Here is an 18,325-nt window from a genome sequence, read left to right as displayed (position 1 = left end):
TCTGTTAGAAATGGGCTTCACGTGGACGACGGGCTGGGGCGCGACGCCGCGGGCATCGGGGCGCTCGCCGACCCAGTGCGCCTGCGGCTGTACCGATTCGTGTGCGCCCAGCCGGGGCCGGTGAGCCGGGAGCAGGCGGCCGACGCCGTCGACATACCGCATCACCAGGCGAAATTCCATCTAGATCGGTTAACCGCCGAGGGACTGCTCGAAACGGAGTACGCGCGTTTGACCGGGCGGTCCGGCCCCGGCGCGGGACGAACCTCAAAGCTGTATCGCAGGTCCCGACGGGACATCGCGGTCAGCCTCCCGCAGCGCGAGTACGAGCTGGCCGGGCGCCTGATGGCCGAGGCCATCGCGCAATCCGCGGACACCGCGCAGCCGGTGGTCGAGGTGCTGAACCGGGTCGCCCGCGACTACGGCAGGACGATCGCCGCCACCACCCGGCCGCCCGCGGACGCCGCAGCGGCACTCGAGCGCACGGTCACGCTGCTGAACAAGCACGGCTATCAGCCCCGGCCGGTGGACGGCGCGGTCCAACTCGCCAACTGCCCGTTCCACGCGCTGGCCCGGGAGCAGACCGAGCTGGCCTGCGGTATGAACCACGCGCTGATCACCGGCGTGGCTTCGGCGCTGACGCCGCACGGCCCCGACGTCCGGTTGCAGCCTGGGCCGGACCGGTGCTGCGTGGTGCTCAGGCCCGCCGACCCCAGGCGGTGAGCAGGCTCTCCGCGCCCGCGCACATCCGCTCGATGACCTCGCCCACCGAGGCGTCGTCGCCGATCATGCCCACACTCTGACCCGCGTCGACCGGCGCGATGCTGCGATCGTCGGCGGCGGTCGCCGCGGCCAGCTCGTCGCAGGCCGACCGATCGAGCACCTCCTCTTTGCCGGTCCAGCGAGAGACGAAATCGTTGGCCAGCACGCGCGACGGGAACCGGGCCGGCCACGGCATACCCTTGGCGACGTCGAAGACCCGGGTGACCGCGGTGTCGGTGGCGCGGGCCGCGATCAGGGCCCGGCGGCTGCCGTCGCCGGTCAACGCTTCCGGGCAGGCCGCCAGGCGGGTGCCCACCCACGCGCCGCTGGCGCCGGCGGCCAGCACGGCGGCCAGGCTGCGCGGCGAGGCGATCCCGCCACCGGCAAGCACGGGCACCGACACCGCATCCAGGACGGTGTCGAGCAACGGCAGCGTCGCGAGCTTCACGTCGCCGTGTCCGCCGCCCTCGGATCCGCGCGCGACCAGGACGTCGACCCCGGCGCCGGCCGCCTGACGGGCTCCGTCGGCGTCGTATACCTGTGTGGCAGTGGCGATTCCGGCGTCGTGAGCCTTCCCGACCCACGACCAGTCGGTACCGAAGCTGACCGACAGCAGGACGGGCCGCGCGGCCAGGGCATCCTCCAGCAGCCCCGCCTCGTTGCGCATCACCCAATCGACCAGGCCGATTCCGAACCTGCCCTGTACGTGCCGCAACTCGGCGTGCAGCGACTCACGCGTCGCGACGCTGCCCATGCCCACCATGCCCAGGCCACCGGCGGCGGTCACCGCGGCGGCCAGCCGGCCGCCGGCCACCCCGCCCATCGGCGCATTCACGATGGGCACCCGCAGGCCGAAGCTGTTCGACCAGGGCGTCGACAACATCCGGGCTAATGGGTGAGCGACGGAATGCTCTTGAGCACCGTCAGCATGACGACCGAGTCCTCGACCGCGTGCAGGGCGTGGCGTTCCGCCGGAATCGCCACGTAGTCGCCGGCCTGGCCCTCCCAGGCGTCACCGCCGGCGGTCAGGCGCACGTGACCCTGCAGCACCTGAAGCGTGGCCTCGCCGGGGCTGTCGTGTTCGGACAGGTCGTGTCCGGCGAGCAGGGCCAGCACGGTCTGCCGGAGTTCGTGGGTGTGACCGCCGTGGATGGTGTGTGCGGCCCGCCCGCTGTGCGACTTCTGGGCCTCGGACAACTTTTCGGCGGCCAGGCTGGTCAACGATATGGATTCCATGGCGAGTCCTTCGCGAATCGGGAGCGGGCTTCGAGACGGATTTTGTCAGGCGGTAAGTAGGAGTATCCCCGCCGCGATCAAGCCAACCACCTTCACCACCTCGAGGCCGACGTAGACGTAGTGACCGCGCGAGCGCGGCCCCTCCGACCCGGCGAGCACCTGGTCGGCCCGGCTGGTCAGCCGCGGACGCACCGCGATCAGCTGGATCGCCAGGGCGGCGAAGGCGACGAAGAATGCAACGGCGGTGCGCGTCGGCGTCGGCCCGGCGACCACGATCGCGAGGATGACGAGACCGAAGCCGACCTCGACGGTGTTGAGGGCGCGAAAGACCAGCCGGCCGATGCCCAGCCCGATCTGCAGCGTGACGTTGGGCGCCCGGAACTTCAGCGGGGCTTCCAAGAACGAGATCGCCAGCACCATGCCGAGCCAGACGAACGTGATCGCGATGACGATCGCCGATCCGGTGCTCACTTGGCGACGAGCTTCAGGTGGGCCAGGCACAGATCCGGTTCGACGAATTCGTCGAGCCGGTCGACGGCGACCGGGGCGCCCCACGATTCCATGGCGCCCTGCATGAGCCCGAGGTGGACCGGGCAGATCACGTTGGTTCGGTTCTCGGCGACTTCCAGGAACGGGCAGTGCCGCAGGCCGACCTGTTGCTCCCCGCCGGCCGCGCGGCGCTCGGGCGCGAAGCCGAGATCGTCGAGCACGTCGACGAGGTGGTCGATGGCGTCCTCGGCGTTGGTGGCATCCGTCGGAAGGGATTCCAGCTTGCGCCCCCACGCCCGCCCGGCGGCCAGCGCCTTGGCGCGCGGATCGCGTTCGGCGGCGAACGCCGCGGTCAGTATCTCGGCGAGCAATCGATAGTGCCGGGTGCCGCCGCGATCCATCTGCCGGACCGCGGCGAACATCAGCGGCGGCCGGCCCGGCCCCTTGCGGCCGGGCTCGACCTGCTCCACCTGGCCGTCGCCGACCAGGCTGTCGAGGTGGAAGCGGACGGTGTTGGGATGCACGCCCAGCACGTCCGCGATCGCGACGATGCTCATCGGATCGGGCGACGCCCGCAGCACCCGCAGCACCTCCCTGCGGCGACCAACGGATTCGGAGACTATGACCTGCGCGCTCAACGGTGGCTCACGCTCCTTCAGAGTCGTCGGCTCCCGGCTGCGCGGCCACCAGGGGTGTGTCGACGCCGAGTGGACCTATCTTGGCAGCCCCGCCCGGGGAGCCCAGCGGGGCGTCGCGGCCCGGCAGGGTTTCGGTGAAGAACGCTTCGTTGTCGGCCAAGTAGGGTTTGAGCTCCTCGGGCAGGTCGTCCTCGTAGTAAATCGCATCGACCGGACAAACCGGCTCGCACGCCCCGCAGTCCACGCATTCGTCGGGATGGATGTAGAGCGCCCGGCCGCCCTCGTAGATGCAGTCCACCGGGCACTCGTCCACGCAGGCCCGATCCATCACATCGATGCATGGCTTCCCGATCACGTAGGTCATGCGCTAGAGTTTACACAAGACAAGTTGTGAAAACTATATCGAACGGGAGAGTGCATGGCAGACAACGAACTTGACGTACGCGCGCTGCGGAAGCCGGACAAGCACCCGACGATCTTCGCGACGTACGCCGCGCTCGCGGTCGGCGAGTCGTTCGTCCTGGTGAACAACCACGACCCCAAGCACCTGCGCGACGAGTTCGACGCCGACCTTCCGGGCAGCTACGGCTGGGAGTACGTCGAACGGGGACCCCAGGTGTGGCGGATCCGGATCAGCAAGCTCACCTCCACCCCGCCGCCGCGAATCCTGGCTAACACCACCGAGTTAACGGCCGACGCCGATACGTCCGGGGCGGTCTGGAAGCTGCAGGCCCGCGAGCGCGATCTGGACTCCAATGTCATCGCGCTGCCCGCGGGGGGCACGATCGATTCGCATGCCGGACCCGACCTCGACGTGTTGATCCACGTGCTGTCCGGCGGCGGCCGGCTGACCACCGAAACGGGCACGATCGACCTGTCCCCCGGGGCGCTGCTGTGGTTGCCCCGGCGTTCGCGACGCCAGTTCGCCGCGGGCCCCGACGGGCTGCGGTATCTCACCGTGCACCAGCGTCGCCACGCATTGGTCCTGGAACCCCTGCAAAGCCCGGCGCGGCAGGCCGTCTGACGACCGCACGGCCCGCGCGCTCGTGGTTTGCCCTGTGCGCGGTCGTCCGTCTGGTCGGCGGTACCCGTGCCGGTGTTCGTCGTGGCGTTGCGACTGATCAACGGACCATAGTTGTTAATCAACCGTTTCGTTGACAATCGTCGGCGCTTCGATGAGCGTTGTTAGCTGTGCGCGAGCTGCCGACGCGAACCCAATACGTGCATGGCTCCCGGGGCCGCCGCGCCACTCGCCTCGTGGGCGACGACCGCGAGCGCGCGATCCTGGCCGCCGCCGAGCGACTCCTGGCGCAGCGCCCCCTCGCCGACTTCTCCGTGGACGACCTGGCGAAGAGCGCGGGCATCTCCCGTCCCACCTTCTACTTCTACTTCCCCTCGAAGAACGCGGTGTTGCTGTCGCTGCTGGACCAGGTGAACACCCGGGCGCACGCGGCCCTCACGGCGCTGGCCGGCAGATTGCCGGGCGACCCGGTGGCCGTGTGGCGGGCCCGCATCGAGGCGTTCTTCGAGGTGTCCGGATCGCACCGCGCGGTCGCGGTCGCCGGCGCGGCCGCGAAGGCGACCAACCCCGAGGTGCGGCAGGCGTGGTCGACGCTCATGCACAGGTGGATCTGGTCCACCACGGCGGCGATCGAGGCCGAGCGCGGGCGCGGCGCCGCCCCGAAACTCGTTCCGGCCGAAGATCTTTCGGTTGCGCTGAACATGTTGAGCGAGCGAGTGATGGCGGCGACGTTCACCACCGAGGAGCCGACAATAGCGGAAGACCGGGTGATCGACACGCTGGCGCACATCTGGCTGGCCAGCATCTACCAAGACGGCAAGGCGTCAAGCGCCCCGTAGCATTCGCTCGGCGCGGGCCAGGCTGTCGTCGATCAAGCGGTCGACGGCACCGAAGTAGCTCGGCGACGGCGGCTTCCCCGCCAGTTCTGCGATGGCTCGCTGCTCCCCCAGAACGTCTGCTGCGCCGAGGTTTTCGGCCATCCGCTCAGGATGAACCTGCAGGCCGGCCAGCAGCTCGACGCACTGGGAACCCGCGACCACGGCCCGCCGCGCCAGGGTCCGCAACGTGTCCCATTCGGCGTGCCAGGCACCGTCCGGGCGTTCGTCGTTGGCCAGCGCCGCCGCGGTGTGCAGGGTCGCCGCCAGCGCCGGCGCCGACAGGGCGGCCCGCCGTATCAGGATGGACAGCACCGGATTGCGCTTGTGTGGCATCGACGAAGAACCGCCCCGCCCTTCGGCGGCCGGTTCGCTGAGTTCGGCGATCTCCGGGCGACCCAGGGTGAGGACGTCCGAGGCGATGCGGCCCCAGCAGTCGGTGCAGCCGACGAGGGCGTCGCCGGCCGCGGTGACCGGTGTTCGCGTCGTGTGCCAGGGCGCCCGGACGTCCAGGCCCAGCGCGGTGGCCGCGTCCAGCGCCAGGCGATCCGAGACGGCAGCCGGGTCGTCGGCGTCGGTGAGCAGTGTCGCCAATTCCGTTGTGGCGGCGCGGGTTCCGGAGGCGCCGCCGACCTGGATCGGGAGGGCCAGCGCCCGCAGCCGCTCGCACGCGTCGAGCACGCCGTTCAGCCAGCCCGCCGCCTTGGCGCCGAACGTGGTGGGCGCGGCGTGCTGGGTGAGGGTTCGGGCCACCATCGGGGTGGCCCGATGTTCTCCGGCAAGGGTGGAGACCGTCGAAATCTGTTGGGTGAGCTGCGCTATGACGGCATCCGCGGCGGCACGCACGGCCAGCATCAGGCCGGTGTCCAGCACGTCCTGGCTGGTGAGTCCGCGGTGAATCCACGGCCCGATGGCCGGGACGGCCCGCTGGCGCAGCAGCTCGACCAGGCCGATGACCGGGTTGCCGCCGCCCTCGGCGGCGAAGGCGAGCAACTCGCAATCGGTCGGGTTCACCAGGTGTGCCAGGTCCATGTTCGCGCACTCGGCGGGTGCGAGGCCGGCGGCGGCAAGGGCGCCCAGCCAGGCGGACTCCGTCGCCACCATCGACTGCAGCAGCGCCCAGTCCGTCATGTACTCGCCGGCCCGATGGTCCCCCGGCCACAGCAGATTCGTCATCACCCCTCGTCCCCGTATGCCAGAAAAACCGTCTCGTTCGGGCCCTGCAGGTGGATATCGAAGCGGTAACCCGTTCGGCCGGAATCACTTTCGGCGATACACAGCAGGCCGGCCCGCCGGCCGGGGTCGATCACGCTGAGCAGCGGATCGGCGGCCAAGTCTGCGCCGGGCAGGTAGGCGCGGGTGAACAAGAGGTCCAAGAGCCCCCGGGCGAAGACGACGAGGGCGAAGAACGGTGGCCGCCCGCCACTCGCCGAACCGGGCGCCAGGGTGGTGAACGCGTAATGGCCCGCCGCGTCGGTGGCCGCGCGCCCCCATCCCGTGAACCCGGTCCCGGCGCGCCGCAGCGAGCCGGCCTGCCGCGGGATTCGGCCGGCGCCGTCGGCCTGCCAGAGTTCGACCAGCGCGTCCGGGACGACGGCGCCGGCCCCGTCGTAGACGGTGCCGTGCAACCGCACGGCCCGCGGATGCGCGGCGTCGACCAGGTCGCCGCCCCCGGGGTACGGCAATGCCATGCCGAAGAACGGCCCCACCGTTTGCCCTGGGGTACAAGCTAATTCAGGCATCTTCGGTCCAGGTTCGTCGGCTTCCGCAGACCACGATGTCCCACCGGTACCCCGTCGCGAATTCCGGCTGGGTGAGGTCGTGGTCGTAGCGCGCGATCAACCGTTGGCGCGCAGCGGGATCCAGGATGGACTGGAAAATCGGGTCCAGGTCGAACAACGGGTCGCCGGGGAAGTACATCTGCGTGACCAGACGCTGGGTGAACGCGGTGCCGAAAACCGAGAAGTGGATGTGCGCCGGGCGCCAGGCATTTCGGTGGTTGCGCCAGGGATATGGCCCGGGCTTGACGGTGAGAAAGCGGTACGACCCGTCGGCTCCGGTCAGGCAGCGCCCGGCGCCGGTGAAGTTGGGATCGAGCGGCGCGGGGTGCTGGTCGAGCTGGTGGTGATAGCGACCGGCGGCGTTGGCCTGCCAGATCTCGACCAGCTGGCCGGCCACCGGCGCACCGGAATCGTCGAGGACCCGCCCGGTCACGATGACGCGCTCGCCGATCGGCTCGCCCGGGTGGCGGGCCGTCAGGTCGGCGTCGAGGGGGTCGACGTCCTGGGCGCCGAAGCACGGTGCCTCGCGTTCGACCGCCTCGGGATCGACAACCAGCAGAGGGTGTTTCGGGTGTCGCAGGGCGCTGCTGCGGTAGGGCGGGTAGTCCAGGCGCGGCTGCGGCCCGGCACCGTCCGCGCGCCGGTAGCCGGCCGCCAGGCACGCGATCTCCGCGGTGATGTCGGCCTGCGACGCGGCGCGCTCGGCGTTCATGAGCCGTGACGCTACCCGCGCGATGCGGCCGTGAGCTACAGAGCGCGCACCAGCGCGGCGCGACCCTTGGTGCGCAACTTGTGCAGCGCCGAGCCACGGTATTGGTCGATCTTGGCGGCCATCTTGTTGCCCAGCTCCTCGAGTTCGGCGTCGGTGATCTTCACCTCCGGCGGAGCGGGAATCATGTCGCGCTCTTCCTCGTCGGCGTGCGCCTCCAGCACGGTCTTGAACGAGTTCCACTCCTGCTCGTACCCCGGCGCGGTCTGCGGGGTCTTCAGCAGCACCGACAGCTGGTCGATCACCTGCCGATGCTCGGCGTGCGCGATCGCGATCAGCTTGGTGGCCGCCCCCAACGCCGGGTAGTACAAGTCGTCCTCGATGCGGAAATGAATGTCGAGTTCGATCAGCATCTCGTCGAAAAGGGCATGGCGCTCTTCGCTGTTCACCGGCGCTTCGCTGATCTTGCGACCGAGCCCTTTGATCACGACGTGGTGATCCTTCAGCACTTCGTACGCGTTCACTTCGCTACCTCCTCGGCACGCACTTCGACCATTCCGTCGACCAGCCTGGCCTCGTAACACGGCAGCGGAGCAGCCGAAGGGCCACGCAAAACCTCGCCCGACTCGGCCGCGAACCACGAGCCGTGCCATGGACACACGATCCGGCCCCGATCGACCCAGCCGTCGGCCATCGGAGCGGCCAGGTGCGGGCAGAACTCACCGAACGCCGACACCTCGCCGGGCTCGGTCTGGCAGACCACCAGCCCCACCCCGTCGACCTCGACCCGCACCGGCTTTCCGTTCAACGAGCCCTCCGGCAACACCGGGGTCCACTCGGTGGTGCGCAGCCGTTCGCCCGACTGGTCGATTCCGATGCCGGAGTCGAACACCAGGGCCCCGCCCAGGTAGCTGCCGCCGAGCGTCAGGCCGTAGCCCAGCGCGCTCAGGACGATCCCGCGGCCGTGGCGACCGCGGCGGCGGTCCCACCACGACCGCGCGTACAGCGCCGTCGCCACCATGTTCACCACGCCGTGCACCAGCCCCACCCGGCGATCCTGCTCGTGGGTGTGCTGCCAGTCGGTGGCGCCGGTGATGGCAGAGCCGATGCTCGCCAGGATGCCGACGCCGAGCGCGCGGGAGGCGAACCGCGATGCGTCGCGGACCTCGGTGGCCGGCTGGCCCGGCAGCAGGCTGAGGGCGTCCAGCGCCACCGTCGTGCCGAGCGCCCCGCTCGTCAGCGACGCCAGCGGCGGATGAACCGGGTGCCCGAGCCACACACCGTTGAGCGCATTGGTGACGGCGTTGCGGGCCCGGCCGAGTCCGTTGTAGGCGAAGCTGAGCAGGTGTTCCAACCGATAGCTCGGCCGATCCAGCCACTCCTGACGCCCGATGCCGGACAACACCCGCGGTCCGACATTCCGCAATCGGCCATCCCGTGACCGACCAACCATGGCTACCTACCCTTCCTCACATGCAGCGCTATACGACGATTAGATACGCAAACGCGGAGATTACTGCCCGGGACCACCGTAGCGGCGCCCACCCGGTCGTCGATTGTGCGGCACCTGTGAATCAGCTCAAAGGATCCTTCGGGATTGCCGGCGGGACCGTTTTGGCGGATTCTATTGACCAGAAGATCCTTCTGTAGAGCAGAGTGAGCCGCCCGATGGCAGATCAGCACAGCGATTTAGTGGCTGTCTTCGAGAACGTCCGCCAGGGGATGATCCCCGCGCACATCTACAACGACAGGCAGCTTTTCGAGCTGGAGAAGGAACGCCTGTTCGGCCGGGCGTGGACGTTCGTGGCGCACGAGTCGGAGATCCCGCAGGAGGGCGACTACGTAGTGCGCCGGGTTCTCGACGATTCCTTCATCGTCACCCGTTGCGCGAACGGCGAAGTGCGTGCTTTGTTCAATATGTGCCTGCATCGCGGCATGCAGGTCTGCCGAGCCGAGATGGGCAACGCCTCCAACTTCCGCTGCCCGTATCACGGCTGGACCTACCGCAACGACGGCCGGCTCACCGGCTTGCCGTTCCACCGCGAGGCCTACGGCGGCGACGCGGGGTTCGCCAAAAACCAGACCCTGCTGCCGGCACCGAACCTGGCCGCCTACAACGGGCTGTTGTTCATCAGCCTGGATCCCCGCGCCGAGCCGCTCGAGGACTTCCTCGGCGACTTCAGGTTCTACCTGGACTACTACACCAAGCAGAGCAGCGGCGGCATCGAGCTGCGGGGGCCGCAACGATGGCGGATCAAGGCCAACTGGAAGATCGGCGCCGAGAACTTCGCCGGCGACATGTACCACACGCCGCACACGCACGCGTCGATCGTCGACATCGGGCTGTTCCGCGAGCCAAAAGCCCAGAAGCGCAAGGACGGTGCCACCTACTGGGCGCACCGCGGCGGCGGCACCACGTACAAACTCCCGCCGGGCGGCTTCGAGGAGCGGATGCGCCACGTCGGCTATCCCGACGAGATGATCGGCCGGATCAAGGACACCTGGACGCCGCGGCAGCAGCGGGTGGTCGGCGAGGACGGATTCATGATCTCCGCGGCTACCTGCTTTCCGAACCTGAGTTTCGTGCACAACTGGCCGAAATTGCCCGGCAGCGAGGCGGTTTTGCCGTTCATCTCGATCCGGCTGTGGCAGCCGATCAGTGAGAACGAAACCGAGGTGTGCTCGTGGTTCGCGGTGGACTCGGCCGCTCCCCCGCAGTACAAACGGGACTCCTACAAGGCATATTTGATGTGCTTCGGTTCGACCGGCATGTTCGAACAAGACGACGTGGAGAACTGGGTGTCGCTGACTACCACCGCGGGCGGTTCGATGGCGCGCCGCCTGCTGCTGAACAGCCGGATGGGCCTGCTGCCCGACGACCGTCCGGTTATCGAGCCACTGACGGCCGAGTCGTTCCACGGGCCGGGGCGCGCCCAGGTCGGCTACAACGAGAACAACCAGCGCGCGTTGCTGACGTTGTGGGCGGACTACCTGTCATGAGAAAAGCCCTGCCATTCAACGACATTCGCCATCTGCAAGCCCATCAGTTCCTGGTCGACGAGGCCTACCTGCTGGACGCCCAGGACTACGACGCGTGGCTGGACACGCTAACCGACGACGTCCGTTACGTGATGCCTGTCCGGGTTACGACGGCGCGCGGCGCCGGGTTCGACGCCGCACCGGAAAGGGGACCGGGGATGGCCCATTTCGACGAGGACAAGTACTCGCTACGCCAGCGGGTCGCGCGCTTCGCCACCGAGCACGCCTGGACCGAGGATCCGCCGTCGCGGCTGCGGCACTTCGTCACCAACGTGCGCACCTTCGACGGCGAAGACGAGGCACACCTGGTGGCCGAATCGGCCGAACTGCTCTTCCGTAGCCGCGGGGACGTGAACGAGAGCGCGCTGCTGTCGTGCGGGCGCGAGGACGTCCTGCGTAGGTGTGGCGATGACTGGAAGCTGGCCCGCCGCACGATCTTTGTCGACGAGTCGGTGCTGCGGATGCAAAACCTGGCGGTGTTCCTATGAGCGACGGCGCCATCACGATTGCCAACGAATTCACCGAGGTCGTGGTGCGCCGAGTCGATACGCGCAACGGGTCGCGGCTGCTGATCAGCGCGCCAAAGTCCGGGCGATCGATCAGCCTCGACGCGCTCGAGATCGAGGCACTGACCCGGCAGAACAGTCGTACGCTGGCGGCCATGGTCGGCAATCCCGATGGCCCGCTGCTGCCCGACGAGGGCGAACGATGACGGGCTGGCTCCAGGGCAAGCGGGCGCTGGTGGTGGGCGGCGGTTCGGGAATCGGCCGCGCCGTCGTCGACACGTTCTGTGCCGAGGGCGCCAACGTCGCTGTGCTGGAACGTGATTCCGAGAAATGCGAGGCGCTGCGGCGGAAGTCACCCGGCCTCCCGGTGATCGAAGGCGACGCCGTCACCCGCGAGGCCAACGAGCGCGCGGTCGCCGCGGCGGCCGACGCGTTCGACGGGCTGGACACCCTGGTGAACTGCGTCGGAATCTTCGATTTCTACAAGGGAATTGCCGACCTCGACGCCGACGGCCTTGCCCCCGCGTTCGACGAAATCTTCCGCACCAATGTGCTCAGCCATCTGCACTCGGTCAAGGCCGCGGTACCGGCGCTGCAGGCCGGAACCGGCTCCTCGATCATCCTCACCGAGTCCGCGTCGTCGTTCTATCCCGGACGCGGCGGCGTGCTGTACGTCTCGTCGAAGTTCGCCGTGCGCGGGCTGGTCTCGGCCCTGGCACACGAGCTGGCGCCCGGAATTCGCGTCAACGGGGTGGCGCCGGGCGGCACGCTGGGCACCGACCTACGCGGCCCGTCCAGCCTGGGACTGGACGCCGTGCGGCTCGATGACACCCCCAACCGGGCCCGCGACCTCGCCGCGCGCACCCCGCTCAACATTGCGCTCGACGGCCGGGACCACGCGTGGAGTTATGTGTTCCTGGCGTCCGACCGATCCCGCGGCATCACCGGCGAAACGATCCACCCCGATGGCGGATTCGGGTTGGGCGCGCCGGGATGACGCGCCTTGACGAGCAGCGCGCCCGGGTGGCCCAAGGCTGCCGGGTCGCCGCGGCGCGCGGCCTGGTCGACGGCATCCTCGGTCACCTGAGCCTGCGGATCGACGACGAGCGCCTGCTGATTCGGTGCCGCAGCGACACCGACACCGGGGTGGCCTTCACCCGGGCGTCCGACGTCCGGCTCATCACGTTCGACGGAACCGCCGGCGCCACAGGTGAACTCGACGGCTACCGCGTGCCCAACGAACTGCCGATCCACGTCGAAACCCTGCTGGCCAACCCCGAATACCGGGCGGTCGCGCACCTGCACCCGCCCGCCGTCGTCGCCGCCGACCTCGCCGGCATCGAGATCCGGCCGATCTACGGGGCCTACGACATTCCGGGCGCGTGGCTGGCCCGTGGCGGCGTGCCCGTCTACGAACGCGCCGTGCTGATCCGGAATTCGGCGCTGGGCAAGGAAATGGTGGCGGCCATGCGCGGCCGGCCGCTGGTGATCTGCCGCGGACACGGGATCACCAGCGCCGCGGCCACCGTCGAGCAGGCGGTGCTGCAGGCGATCAGCGTGGACGCGCTTGCCCGGATGTCGTTGCGGGTGCGCTCCGCCGGCGGCACCCTGGCCGAGATCGACGACTCCGACTGGGACGACCTGCCGGACCTGGGAGCCGCGTTCACCGCCGAGGCGGCCTGGCGCCACGAGGTGGCCCGCTTGGGGGCTCAGCCGAGCTGATCGCCAATCTCCTTGGCCGCCTTGGTGAGTGCGGCGGACACCGACGAGTATTGCGAGCTGCGCAGCCGCTGCTGCGGGGCGGCGGCGTTGAGTGCGATGCGCAGGCCGGGCGCCCGGGTCGGGATGGGCACCGCGACCGACGCGACGCCTTCCTCGCTCTCCTCACGATTGACCGCGTAGCCCCGCTCGCGGATGCGGCCGAGCTCCGCCTCCAACTCGGTGCGGCTGCCGATCGAACGAGAGGTGATGCGCTGCAACGGTTCATCGGGTAGCAGCTGACGCAATTCCTGCTCGGACAACTGGGCCAGCAGGACCTTGCCCGTCGAGGTGCAGTGCGCAGGCAGGGTGCGCCCGAGCCGCGACGCCACCCGCACCGCGGCGGGACCCTCGACCGCGGCGACGAAACGAACGCCGGCGCCGTCGAGCATGCCGAGGTGGATGGTTTCGCGTAGTTGTTCGCTGAGGCTGCGCATGATCGGCGTGGCGGATCGCTGAATGTCGATGCGGCCGAAGATCGCAAACGCCACACCGGTCAACGACGGACCGGGCAGATACGCCTTGGACACCGGGTCTTGGCGGACGAACCCGCGATAGGCCAGCATGGCCAGCAGCCGGTGCGCCGTCGAGGACGCCACCCCCAGGTACCGCGTCGCCTCGCTCAACCGGATCTGCGGCTGCTCACCCAACAACAGCAGCAGCTTGAGCGCGTTGTCGACCGACTCGATCGGGTACTGCGGCGCGCCCTTCCCGGACATGAACTCACGGTAGCCCGTCCGTCACGTCGCGGCCGTCCCAATTGCCCCACGAGTCTGCCGCCTGGGTCTCCTCACAAGTCGATCGACGACAGCCGCAATTGCGGATCGGCTGTCAGCGTCCCCAACAACTGCTCCAAGTGGTCGATCAGGGTTTTGACCGCGGTCGGGGTGAAAACCGCGGTGCGGTATTCCACGACGCCGCTGATTCCGGCGGGCTCACCGCCGTCGGCGAACTCTTCGGTGAGCGACAGCAAGAAGTTCATTCGTGCCGTCCCGGTGTGTACCGGATCCCACGTGACATCCAGATCGCCCAGCACCCGCGCGGCGGGCTTGTTGTTTTGCCAGGCCAGCATCGTTTGGATCAGGGGGCGGGGCGGCACTGAGCGCGCGGCGCTGATCCGGTCGACGAGAATTCCGTAGGGCAGGTCCTGGCGGTCGAACGCCTGCAGGCCGCGCGCACGAACGCGAGCCAGTAGCTCCGCGAAGGTGTCGTCATCGGCCACTCCGACGCGTAGCACGACGGTGTTGACGAAGACCCCGACCAAATCGTCCAGCGCCGGGTGGCCGCGGCCAGCCACCGCGATTCCCACAGGAACGTCGGTGCTGGCGGTGAGTTTGGACAGCAGTGCAGCGAAGCCCGCGTGGACAACCATGAAGCTGCTGGCGTGATGCTGGCGGGCCACGCGGATTATCTTGCGGTGCAACGCCGCCGGCCACTCTACGGCCACGATGTCGCCGCGGTTGTCGGCCACCGCTTGGTCCGGCCGGGCGGAGCCTAGCTCCAGGCCTAGGGGCATGCCCGCGAGAGTCTCTTCCCAAAACTTGAGCTGGGTGGCGATGATGCTGTGCGGATCGGCCGGGTCCCCTAGATGGGCGCGCTGCCACAGCGTGAAGTCGATGTATTGGATCGGAAGCGGCTCCCACTTGGGGGCGTGGCCGGCGCATCGACTGCGGTAGGCGGTGTCGAGGTCGGCCGATAGCGGGGCCACCGACCAGCCGTCGGCGGCGATGTGGTGCACGGCAATGGCCAGCAGGTGTTCATCGTCGGCCACGCGATGCAACTGGGCGAACAACGGGATCCGGGTGGCCAGGTCGAATTCGTGACGGGCATGGGCGGCGACGGCCTGCTGGAGCCGCCGCGGGGACCACCCGGTGGCGTCAACGACCTGCCAGCCGAAGTCCGCCCGTTCGGGAGGAACGACGACTTGTCGGGGTGTGCCCTCGAGGGCCGGATAGACGGTGCGCAGGATTTCGTGGCGGTTCACCACGTCGACGAGGGCCTGGCGCAGCGCCTCGACCTCGAGGGGGCCCCGAAGCCTCAGCGCCCACGCGATGTTGAAGACCGGAGACGGTCCGTGCAGTTGAGTGACGGTCCACATCCGGTGTTGGGCCTGCGACAACGGCACCGCCGCGGGCCGCACCACCGGAACCAATGGGGTCGACGGAGTCGAACCGGCTGAGACGAGGGGCGCCAGCTGGGCGATCGTGGGCGCATCAAACAGGGCCCGCACGGACAAGCGGGCGTCCAAAGTGGCGTTGAGCGCCGCGGTGACGCGCATGGCCAGCAGTGAGTCCCCACCCAGATCGAAGAATGATTGGTCGACACCCACCCGTTCCAGCCCGAGGACGTGGGCGTAGAGACCGGCCAGGATTTCCTCGACCGGGGTGCTCGGAGGCCGGTACTCGGCGGCGGTGTACTCGGGGGCCGGCAAAGCGGCGGTGTCGAGTTTGCCGTTGACGGTCAGCGGCAACCGCTCGAGGGTCATGATCGCCGCCGGCACTAGGTAGTGGGGCAAGCGGGCGCCCAGTTCGGTTCGAACGGTGGCCGGGTCGGCCGCACCGGTGATGTAGCCGACGAGGCGTTTGTCGCCGGGACGGTCCTCGCGGGCGATCACCGCGGCCTGCCCTACCCCCGGCAACCGTGCCAGCTCGGCGGCGATTTCGCCGGGCTCGATGCGGTAGCCGCGAATCTTGACCTGGTCGTCCGCCCGGCCCGCGTAGTGCAGTTGCCCGTCGGAACTCCAGCTCGCGAGGTCGCCGGTGCGATACATTCGCGTCCCGTCCCCGCCGAACGGACACGCCACAAAGCGCGAGGCCGTCAAGGCAGGGCGGCGCCAATATCCGAGGCCCACCTGGGCGCCCGCAACATACAACTCGCCTACCACACCAACGGGCACCCTGCGCAACCACTGGTCTAAGACGAACAACACTGTTCCCGGCAGCGGGCGGCCGATCGGTGGTACCCCGCAACCTGGTTGCAACGGATCGCTGATGGACACGCACACCGTGGTTTCGGTGGGTCCGTAGGCGTTGATCATCGCCCGCCCGGGCGCCCAGCGATCCACGACGTCGGACGTGCAGGGCTCACCGCCCACCACCAATGTCGTACCGGCCAGGCCGTCTGTCGACAGCGCCGCCGCAGCCGACGGAGTCTGCGTCAGGGCGGTGACTTGTTCGGCCACGAGCAGCGCGTGAAAGTCCTCCAGCGACTGCGTCACCTGTTCAGGGACCACCACCAGGCATCCACCGTTGAGGAGCGCGCCCCAGATTTCCCACACCGAGAAGTCGAAAGCGTAGGAATGGCATTGGGTTATCGCTCGGCTCGTCTGGTTGTTGAACGGTGCCGGCGCGCCGATCAGTTGGGTGATGTTGTGATGGGTGATCGCCACTCCCTTGGGCGCCCCGGTGGTGCCCGAGGTGTAGAGAATGTAGGCGATATCCTCGGCGGCCGGGGTCGGCAAGGCCGCGCCGGGTGGTGCGCCCGCTGCGGTGTCAGCGGAATCACCAACGTCGATGACGACCAGGTCATGGCCTTCGAGCCGGTGGGCCAGCTGGCGAGTAGTCAGCGCCGCTGCCGGTGTGGTGTCCCGCAGCAGGAACGCGATGCGGGCGTCGGGGTGATCCGGGTCGATGGGTAGGTAAGCGGCTCCAGCTTTCAGCACTCCCAGGATCGCGACGATGGCCTCGTTGCTGCGTGGTAGCAGCAGGGCCACCACGTCACCGCGGCCTACCCCGACCCCCGTCAACCGGGATGCGAGCCGACTGCTGGCGTTGTCGAGCTGCCGATAGGTCAAGACCACGCCGCCGCATGCCAGCGCGGCCGCCCCCGGGATGCGCGCAGCATGGGCGGCAAACAGTCCCGGCACCGTCGAGGTTGAGGGTGCCGGGCTCGTCAATGCGGCACGGTTGCCCCATGCATCGAGTCGGGCGCGCACGGGCTCGTCGAGCAGCGCGATCGAGGACAACCGTCCCGGGTCAGAGGTCATGGCCATGAGCAGTTTTTCCAGGCGGGTGGCCAACGCGGGGCCCTCGAAATCTGGAGACGGCGGATCCGCACCCGCGGTGCTCAGAGACAGCCGGTCGCCATCCTGGATGAAGAACAGCCCGAATCGGTCCGCACGCCCGAAATTGGTGTAGACCAACGATGCCGGCGCACCGCCGAAAGGCGGGATCGTTGTCGACGGAAACAAATTGACGGCGACCCTGTCCCGCGTCGCGGATGCGCTCCGGTGCGCAGCGCTGTTCAGCAATTCCTGCACCGGAAAACGCTGATGCCGCAGAACTTCTCGTATCCGAGCCTCCACATGGTCACATAGGTCCGCGACCGACGAGGACGGCGACGCCCTCAACACCAGCGGCACGATCCCGGCAACCATCCCCGGAATCGTCTTCGACTTTCGAGTCGTTCGCCTGCTCACCGGGAAGTCGAGTACCACCTCGGAGCCCCCTGCGCCCCAACCCGGTACCAAAAGCGCACACGCCGCGGTAAGCACAGCCGATCGACGAACGCCCAACGCGTCGGCCAGGCGCTGCGCCCGTTCGACGACCGCAACATCCAACGGCACCGGCATGGACGCGGTGCCCGCATGATGCTCGTCGCCTCCCCCCGGCAAGCGATAATCCGCCCGATTGTTCTGCGGGGGAAGATTCTCGGTCCAAAACGCGAGATCCTCTTGATAACTGCCGGATGCCTCGTATTCCGATTCGCAGGCGACCAGGTCGTACAGCGAGCCAAAAGCGGGAGCCGGAACCGGTGCCCCGGCGGCAAAGGCCGAGTAGACCAGGGCGACGCGATTTGCGAAAAGGACGGAGCCGAATCCATCGATGGCGATGTGGTGGATACAAATGAACAAGCAAAATTCATCTGGCAGTGTGCGAAACAATGCGAATCTGAACAGCGGGCCGCCCCACGGCATCGGGTCGCGTTGAATGGACGACGCCAGCTTGCGGGCCTCCTGAAAGGGTTCCCGCGCGCCGCTCACGTCGTAGAAGGGGACCTCGACGTCCGGATAATCGGTGGGTGTCTGAACGATTTGGCCGTCGAGCTCGAAAATGCCGACTCTCAGTGGCTCCGCCTCGGCAACCACATGCCGGATCGCACGTTCCAGCAAGCCAGGCTCGACCACACCGCTGATCACCACGAAATACCCGGCCTGCCACCCTGTCGCCGAATCGCCCGTTTCCTGAGACAGCCAAATGTCGCGCTGTCCTCGCGTCAGTTCAGGCGAATTCTTGGCAGGTCGGGTCACACGTCGTCCCTCGGCTCGACACTCGGGCACTGTGTCACGCGAATGATATCGACCATGCACCTCGCGCGAATTGCCGCGGACTCCTATCCCGATTGGGGGACAGCCCTGTCCCCCAATCGGCGTAGTCAAAATTACCCCGTGCACTAGCCAATCGTCGGATTCCGCTGAGGCCCGGAAACCGAAAAACTTGCTGAGACGCGCCACCTGGCATTCGGAAGGAGGGGGGTGATCATATGTCCCACGAGCTTCTCTTCTGCGAGACCGAG

General features: G+C 68.4%; 20 protein-coding genes. 8 read left to right on the top strand and 12 right to left on the bottom strand.

Annotated elements, in window-relative coordinates; genetic code table 11:
- Positions 1 to 21 precede the first annotated feature (21 nt).
- Entirely contained in the window at positions 22 to 720 is a 699-nt protein-coding gene (locus A5747_RS02850) for a metalloregulator ArsR/SmtB family transcription factor (RefSeq protein ID WP_076122144.1), read from the top strand.
- Here A5747_RS02850 and A5747_RS02845 read toward each other — a convergent pair.
- From A5747_RS02845 to fdxA, 5 genes are read right to left on the bottom strand one after another with little or no spacing between them, the layout of a single operon-like run.
- Complete coding sequence (locus A5747_RS02845) at positions 695 to 1,642, bottom strand: nitronate monooxygenase family protein (protein ID WP_076122143.1); 948 nt, start codon at positions 1,640 to 1,642, stop codon at positions 695 to 697. The genes A5747_RS02850 and A5747_RS02845 overlap by 26 nt on opposite strands.
- 5 nt (positions 1,643 to 1,647) lie before the next feature.
- Positions 1,648 to 1,995, bottom strand: coding sequence for a cupin domain-containing protein (locus tag A5747_RS02840; RefSeq protein WP_076122142.1), 348 nt, complete (start codon positions 1,993 to 1,995; stop codon positions 1,648 to 1,650).
- Between the two features lie 45 nt (positions 1,996 to 2,040).
- Positions 2,041 to 2,466, bottom strand: a complete 426-nt coding sequence (locus A5747_RS02835) for a hypothetical protein (protein WP_076122141.1) — start codon at positions 2,464 to 2,466, stop codon at positions 2,041 to 2,043.
- Positions 2,463 to 3,122 carry a metalloregulator ArsR/SmtB family transcription factor gene (locus A5747_RS02830; protein WP_233147922.1) on the bottom strand — a complete coding sequence of 220 codons (660 nt, stop codon included), beginning with the start codon at positions 3,120 to 3,122 and terminating at the stop codon, positions 2,463 to 2,465. Before A5747_RS02830 ends, A5747_RS02835 begins: the two co-directional genes overlap by 4 nt.
- 7 nt (positions 3,123 to 3,129) lie before the next feature.
- The gene (gene fdxA, locus A5747_RS02825; protein WP_076063878.1) at positions 3,130 to 3,486 is read right to left on the bottom strand and encodes a ferredoxin; all 357 of its coding nucleotides are present in this window, start codon (positions 3,484 to 3,486) and stop codon (positions 3,130 to 3,132) included.
- 54 nt (positions 3,487 to 3,540) lie between these two features.
- On the opposite strand from fdxA, the gene A5747_RS02820 reads away from it, so the two are divergent.
- Together A5747_RS02820 and A5747_RS02815 are read left to right on the top strand one after the other, a co-directional pair.
- Entirely contained in the window at positions 3,541 to 4,146 is a 606-nt protein-coding gene (locus A5747_RS02820; protein WP_076122139.1) for a DUF2249 domain-containing protein, read from the top strand.
- A 167-nt stretch (positions 4,147 to 4,313) separates the two neighbouring features.
- Entirely contained in the window at positions 4,314 to 4,982 is a 669-nt protein-coding gene (locus A5747_RS02815) for a TetR/AcrR family transcriptional regulator (RefSeq protein ID WP_076122138.1), read from the top strand.
- Here A5747_RS02815 and A5747_RS02810 read toward each other — a convergent pair.
- The 5 genes from A5747_RS02810 to A5747_RS02790 are packed head-to-tail and all read right to left on the bottom strand — an operon-like array spanning position 4,968 to position 8,961.
- Complete coding sequence (locus A5747_RS02810; protein ID WP_076122137.1) at positions 4,968 to 6,194, bottom strand: lyase family protein; 1,227 nt, start codon at positions 6,192 to 6,194, stop codon at positions 4,968 to 4,970. The two genes, A5747_RS02815 and A5747_RS02810, sit on opposite strands and share 15 nt — an antisense overlap.
- Entirely contained in the window at positions 6,194 to 6,760 is a 567-nt protein-coding gene (gene pcaG, locus A5747_RS02805; protein WP_076122136.1) for a protocatechuate 3,4-dioxygenase subunit alpha, read from the bottom strand. Before pcaG ends, A5747_RS02810 begins: the two co-directional genes overlap by 1 nt.
- Complete coding sequence (gene pcaH / locus A5747_RS02800) at positions 6,753 to 7,511, bottom strand: protocatechuate 3,4-dioxygenase subunit beta (protein ID WP_076122135.1); 759 nt, start codon at positions 7,509 to 7,511, stop codon at positions 6,753 to 6,755. Before pcaH ends, pcaG begins: the two co-directional genes overlap by 8 nt.
- A 35-nt stretch (positions 7,512 to 7,546) precedes the next feature.
- Positions 7,547 to 8,032: a hemerythrin domain-containing protein gene (locus A5747_RS02795; protein WP_076122134.1), complete on the bottom strand. Its 486-nt coding sequence runs from the start codon at positions 8,030 to 8,032 to the stop codon at positions 7,547 to 7,549.
- Positions 8,029 to 8,961 (bottom strand): Rieske 2Fe-2S domain-containing protein, encoded by a 933-nt coding sequence (locus tag A5747_RS02790; protein WP_076122133.1) that lies wholly within the window; start codon positions 8,959 to 8,961, stop codon positions 8,029 to 8,031. Before A5747_RS02790 ends, A5747_RS02795 begins: the two co-directional genes overlap by 4 nt.
- Positions 8,962 to 9,176: 215 nt before the next feature.
- On the opposite strand from A5747_RS02790, the gene A5747_RS02785 reads away from it, so the two are divergent.
- The 5 genes from A5747_RS02785 to A5747_RS02765 are packed head-to-tail and all read left to right on the top strand — an operon-like array spanning position 9,177 to position 12,775.
- Positions 9,177 to 10,508, top strand: coding sequence for an aromatic ring-hydroxylating dioxygenase subunit alpha (locus tag A5747_RS02785; protein WP_076122181.1), 1,332 nt, complete (start codon positions 9,177 to 9,179; stop codon positions 10,506 to 10,508).
- Entirely contained in the window at positions 10,505 to 11,035 is a 531-nt protein-coding gene (locus tag A5747_RS02780; RefSeq protein WP_076122132.1) for a 3-phenylpropionate/cinnamic acid dioxygenase subunit beta, read from the top strand. Before A5747_RS02785 ends, A5747_RS02780 begins: the two co-directional genes overlap by 4 nt.
- Positions 11,032 to 11,259, top strand: coding sequence for a dihydrodiol dehydrogenase (locus tag A5747_RS02775; protein WP_076122131.1), 228 nt, complete (start codon positions 11,032 to 11,034; stop codon positions 11,257 to 11,259). The genes A5747_RS02780 and A5747_RS02775 overlap by 4 nt, the downstream gene beginning before the upstream one ends.
- Positions 11,256 to 12,050, top strand: a complete 795-nt coding sequence (hcaB, locus tag A5747_RS02770) for a 3-(cis-5,6-dihydroxycyclohexa-1,3-dien-1-yl)propanoate dehydrogenase (protein WP_076122130.1) — start codon at positions 11,256 to 11,258, stop codon at positions 12,048 to 12,050. Before A5747_RS02775 ends, hcaB begins: the two co-directional genes overlap by 4 nt.
- Positions 12,047 to 12,775: a class II aldolase/adducin family protein gene (locus tag A5747_RS02765; RefSeq protein WP_076122129.1), complete on the top strand. Its 729-nt coding sequence runs from the start codon at positions 12,047 to 12,049 to the stop codon at positions 12,773 to 12,775. The genes hcaB and A5747_RS02765 overlap by 4 nt, the downstream gene beginning before the upstream one ends.
- Here the strand turns inward: A5747_RS02765 and A5747_RS02760 are convergent.
- Both A5747_RS02760 and A5747_RS02755 read right to left on the bottom strand, forming a co-directional pair.
- On the bottom strand, positions 12,763 to 13,530 hold the full coding sequence (locus A5747_RS02760; RefSeq protein ID WP_076122128.1) for an IclR family transcriptional regulator: 768 nt from the start codon (positions 13,528 to 13,530) through the stop codon (positions 12,763 to 12,765). The genes A5747_RS02765 and A5747_RS02760 overlap by 13 nt on opposite strands.
- Positions 13,531 to 13,601: 71 nt before the next feature.
- Positions 13,602 to 18,059: a non-ribosomal peptide synthetase gene (locus tag A5747_RS02755; RefSeq protein ID WP_076122127.1), complete on the bottom strand. Its 4,458-nt coding sequence runs from the start codon at positions 18,057 to 18,059 to the stop codon at positions 13,602 to 13,604.
- Between the last annotated feature and the right edge of the window lie 266 nt (positions 18,060 to 18,325).

This window comes from Mycobacterium sp. IS-836, from assembly GCF_001954275.1.
Taxonomy (GTDB): domain Bacteria; phylum Actinomycetota; class Actinomycetes; order Mycobacteriales; family Mycobacteriaceae; genus Mycobacterium.
The sequence above is the reverse complement of the archived record's forward strand: the minus strand, read 5'-3'. Positions and strand labels throughout refer to the sequence as shown.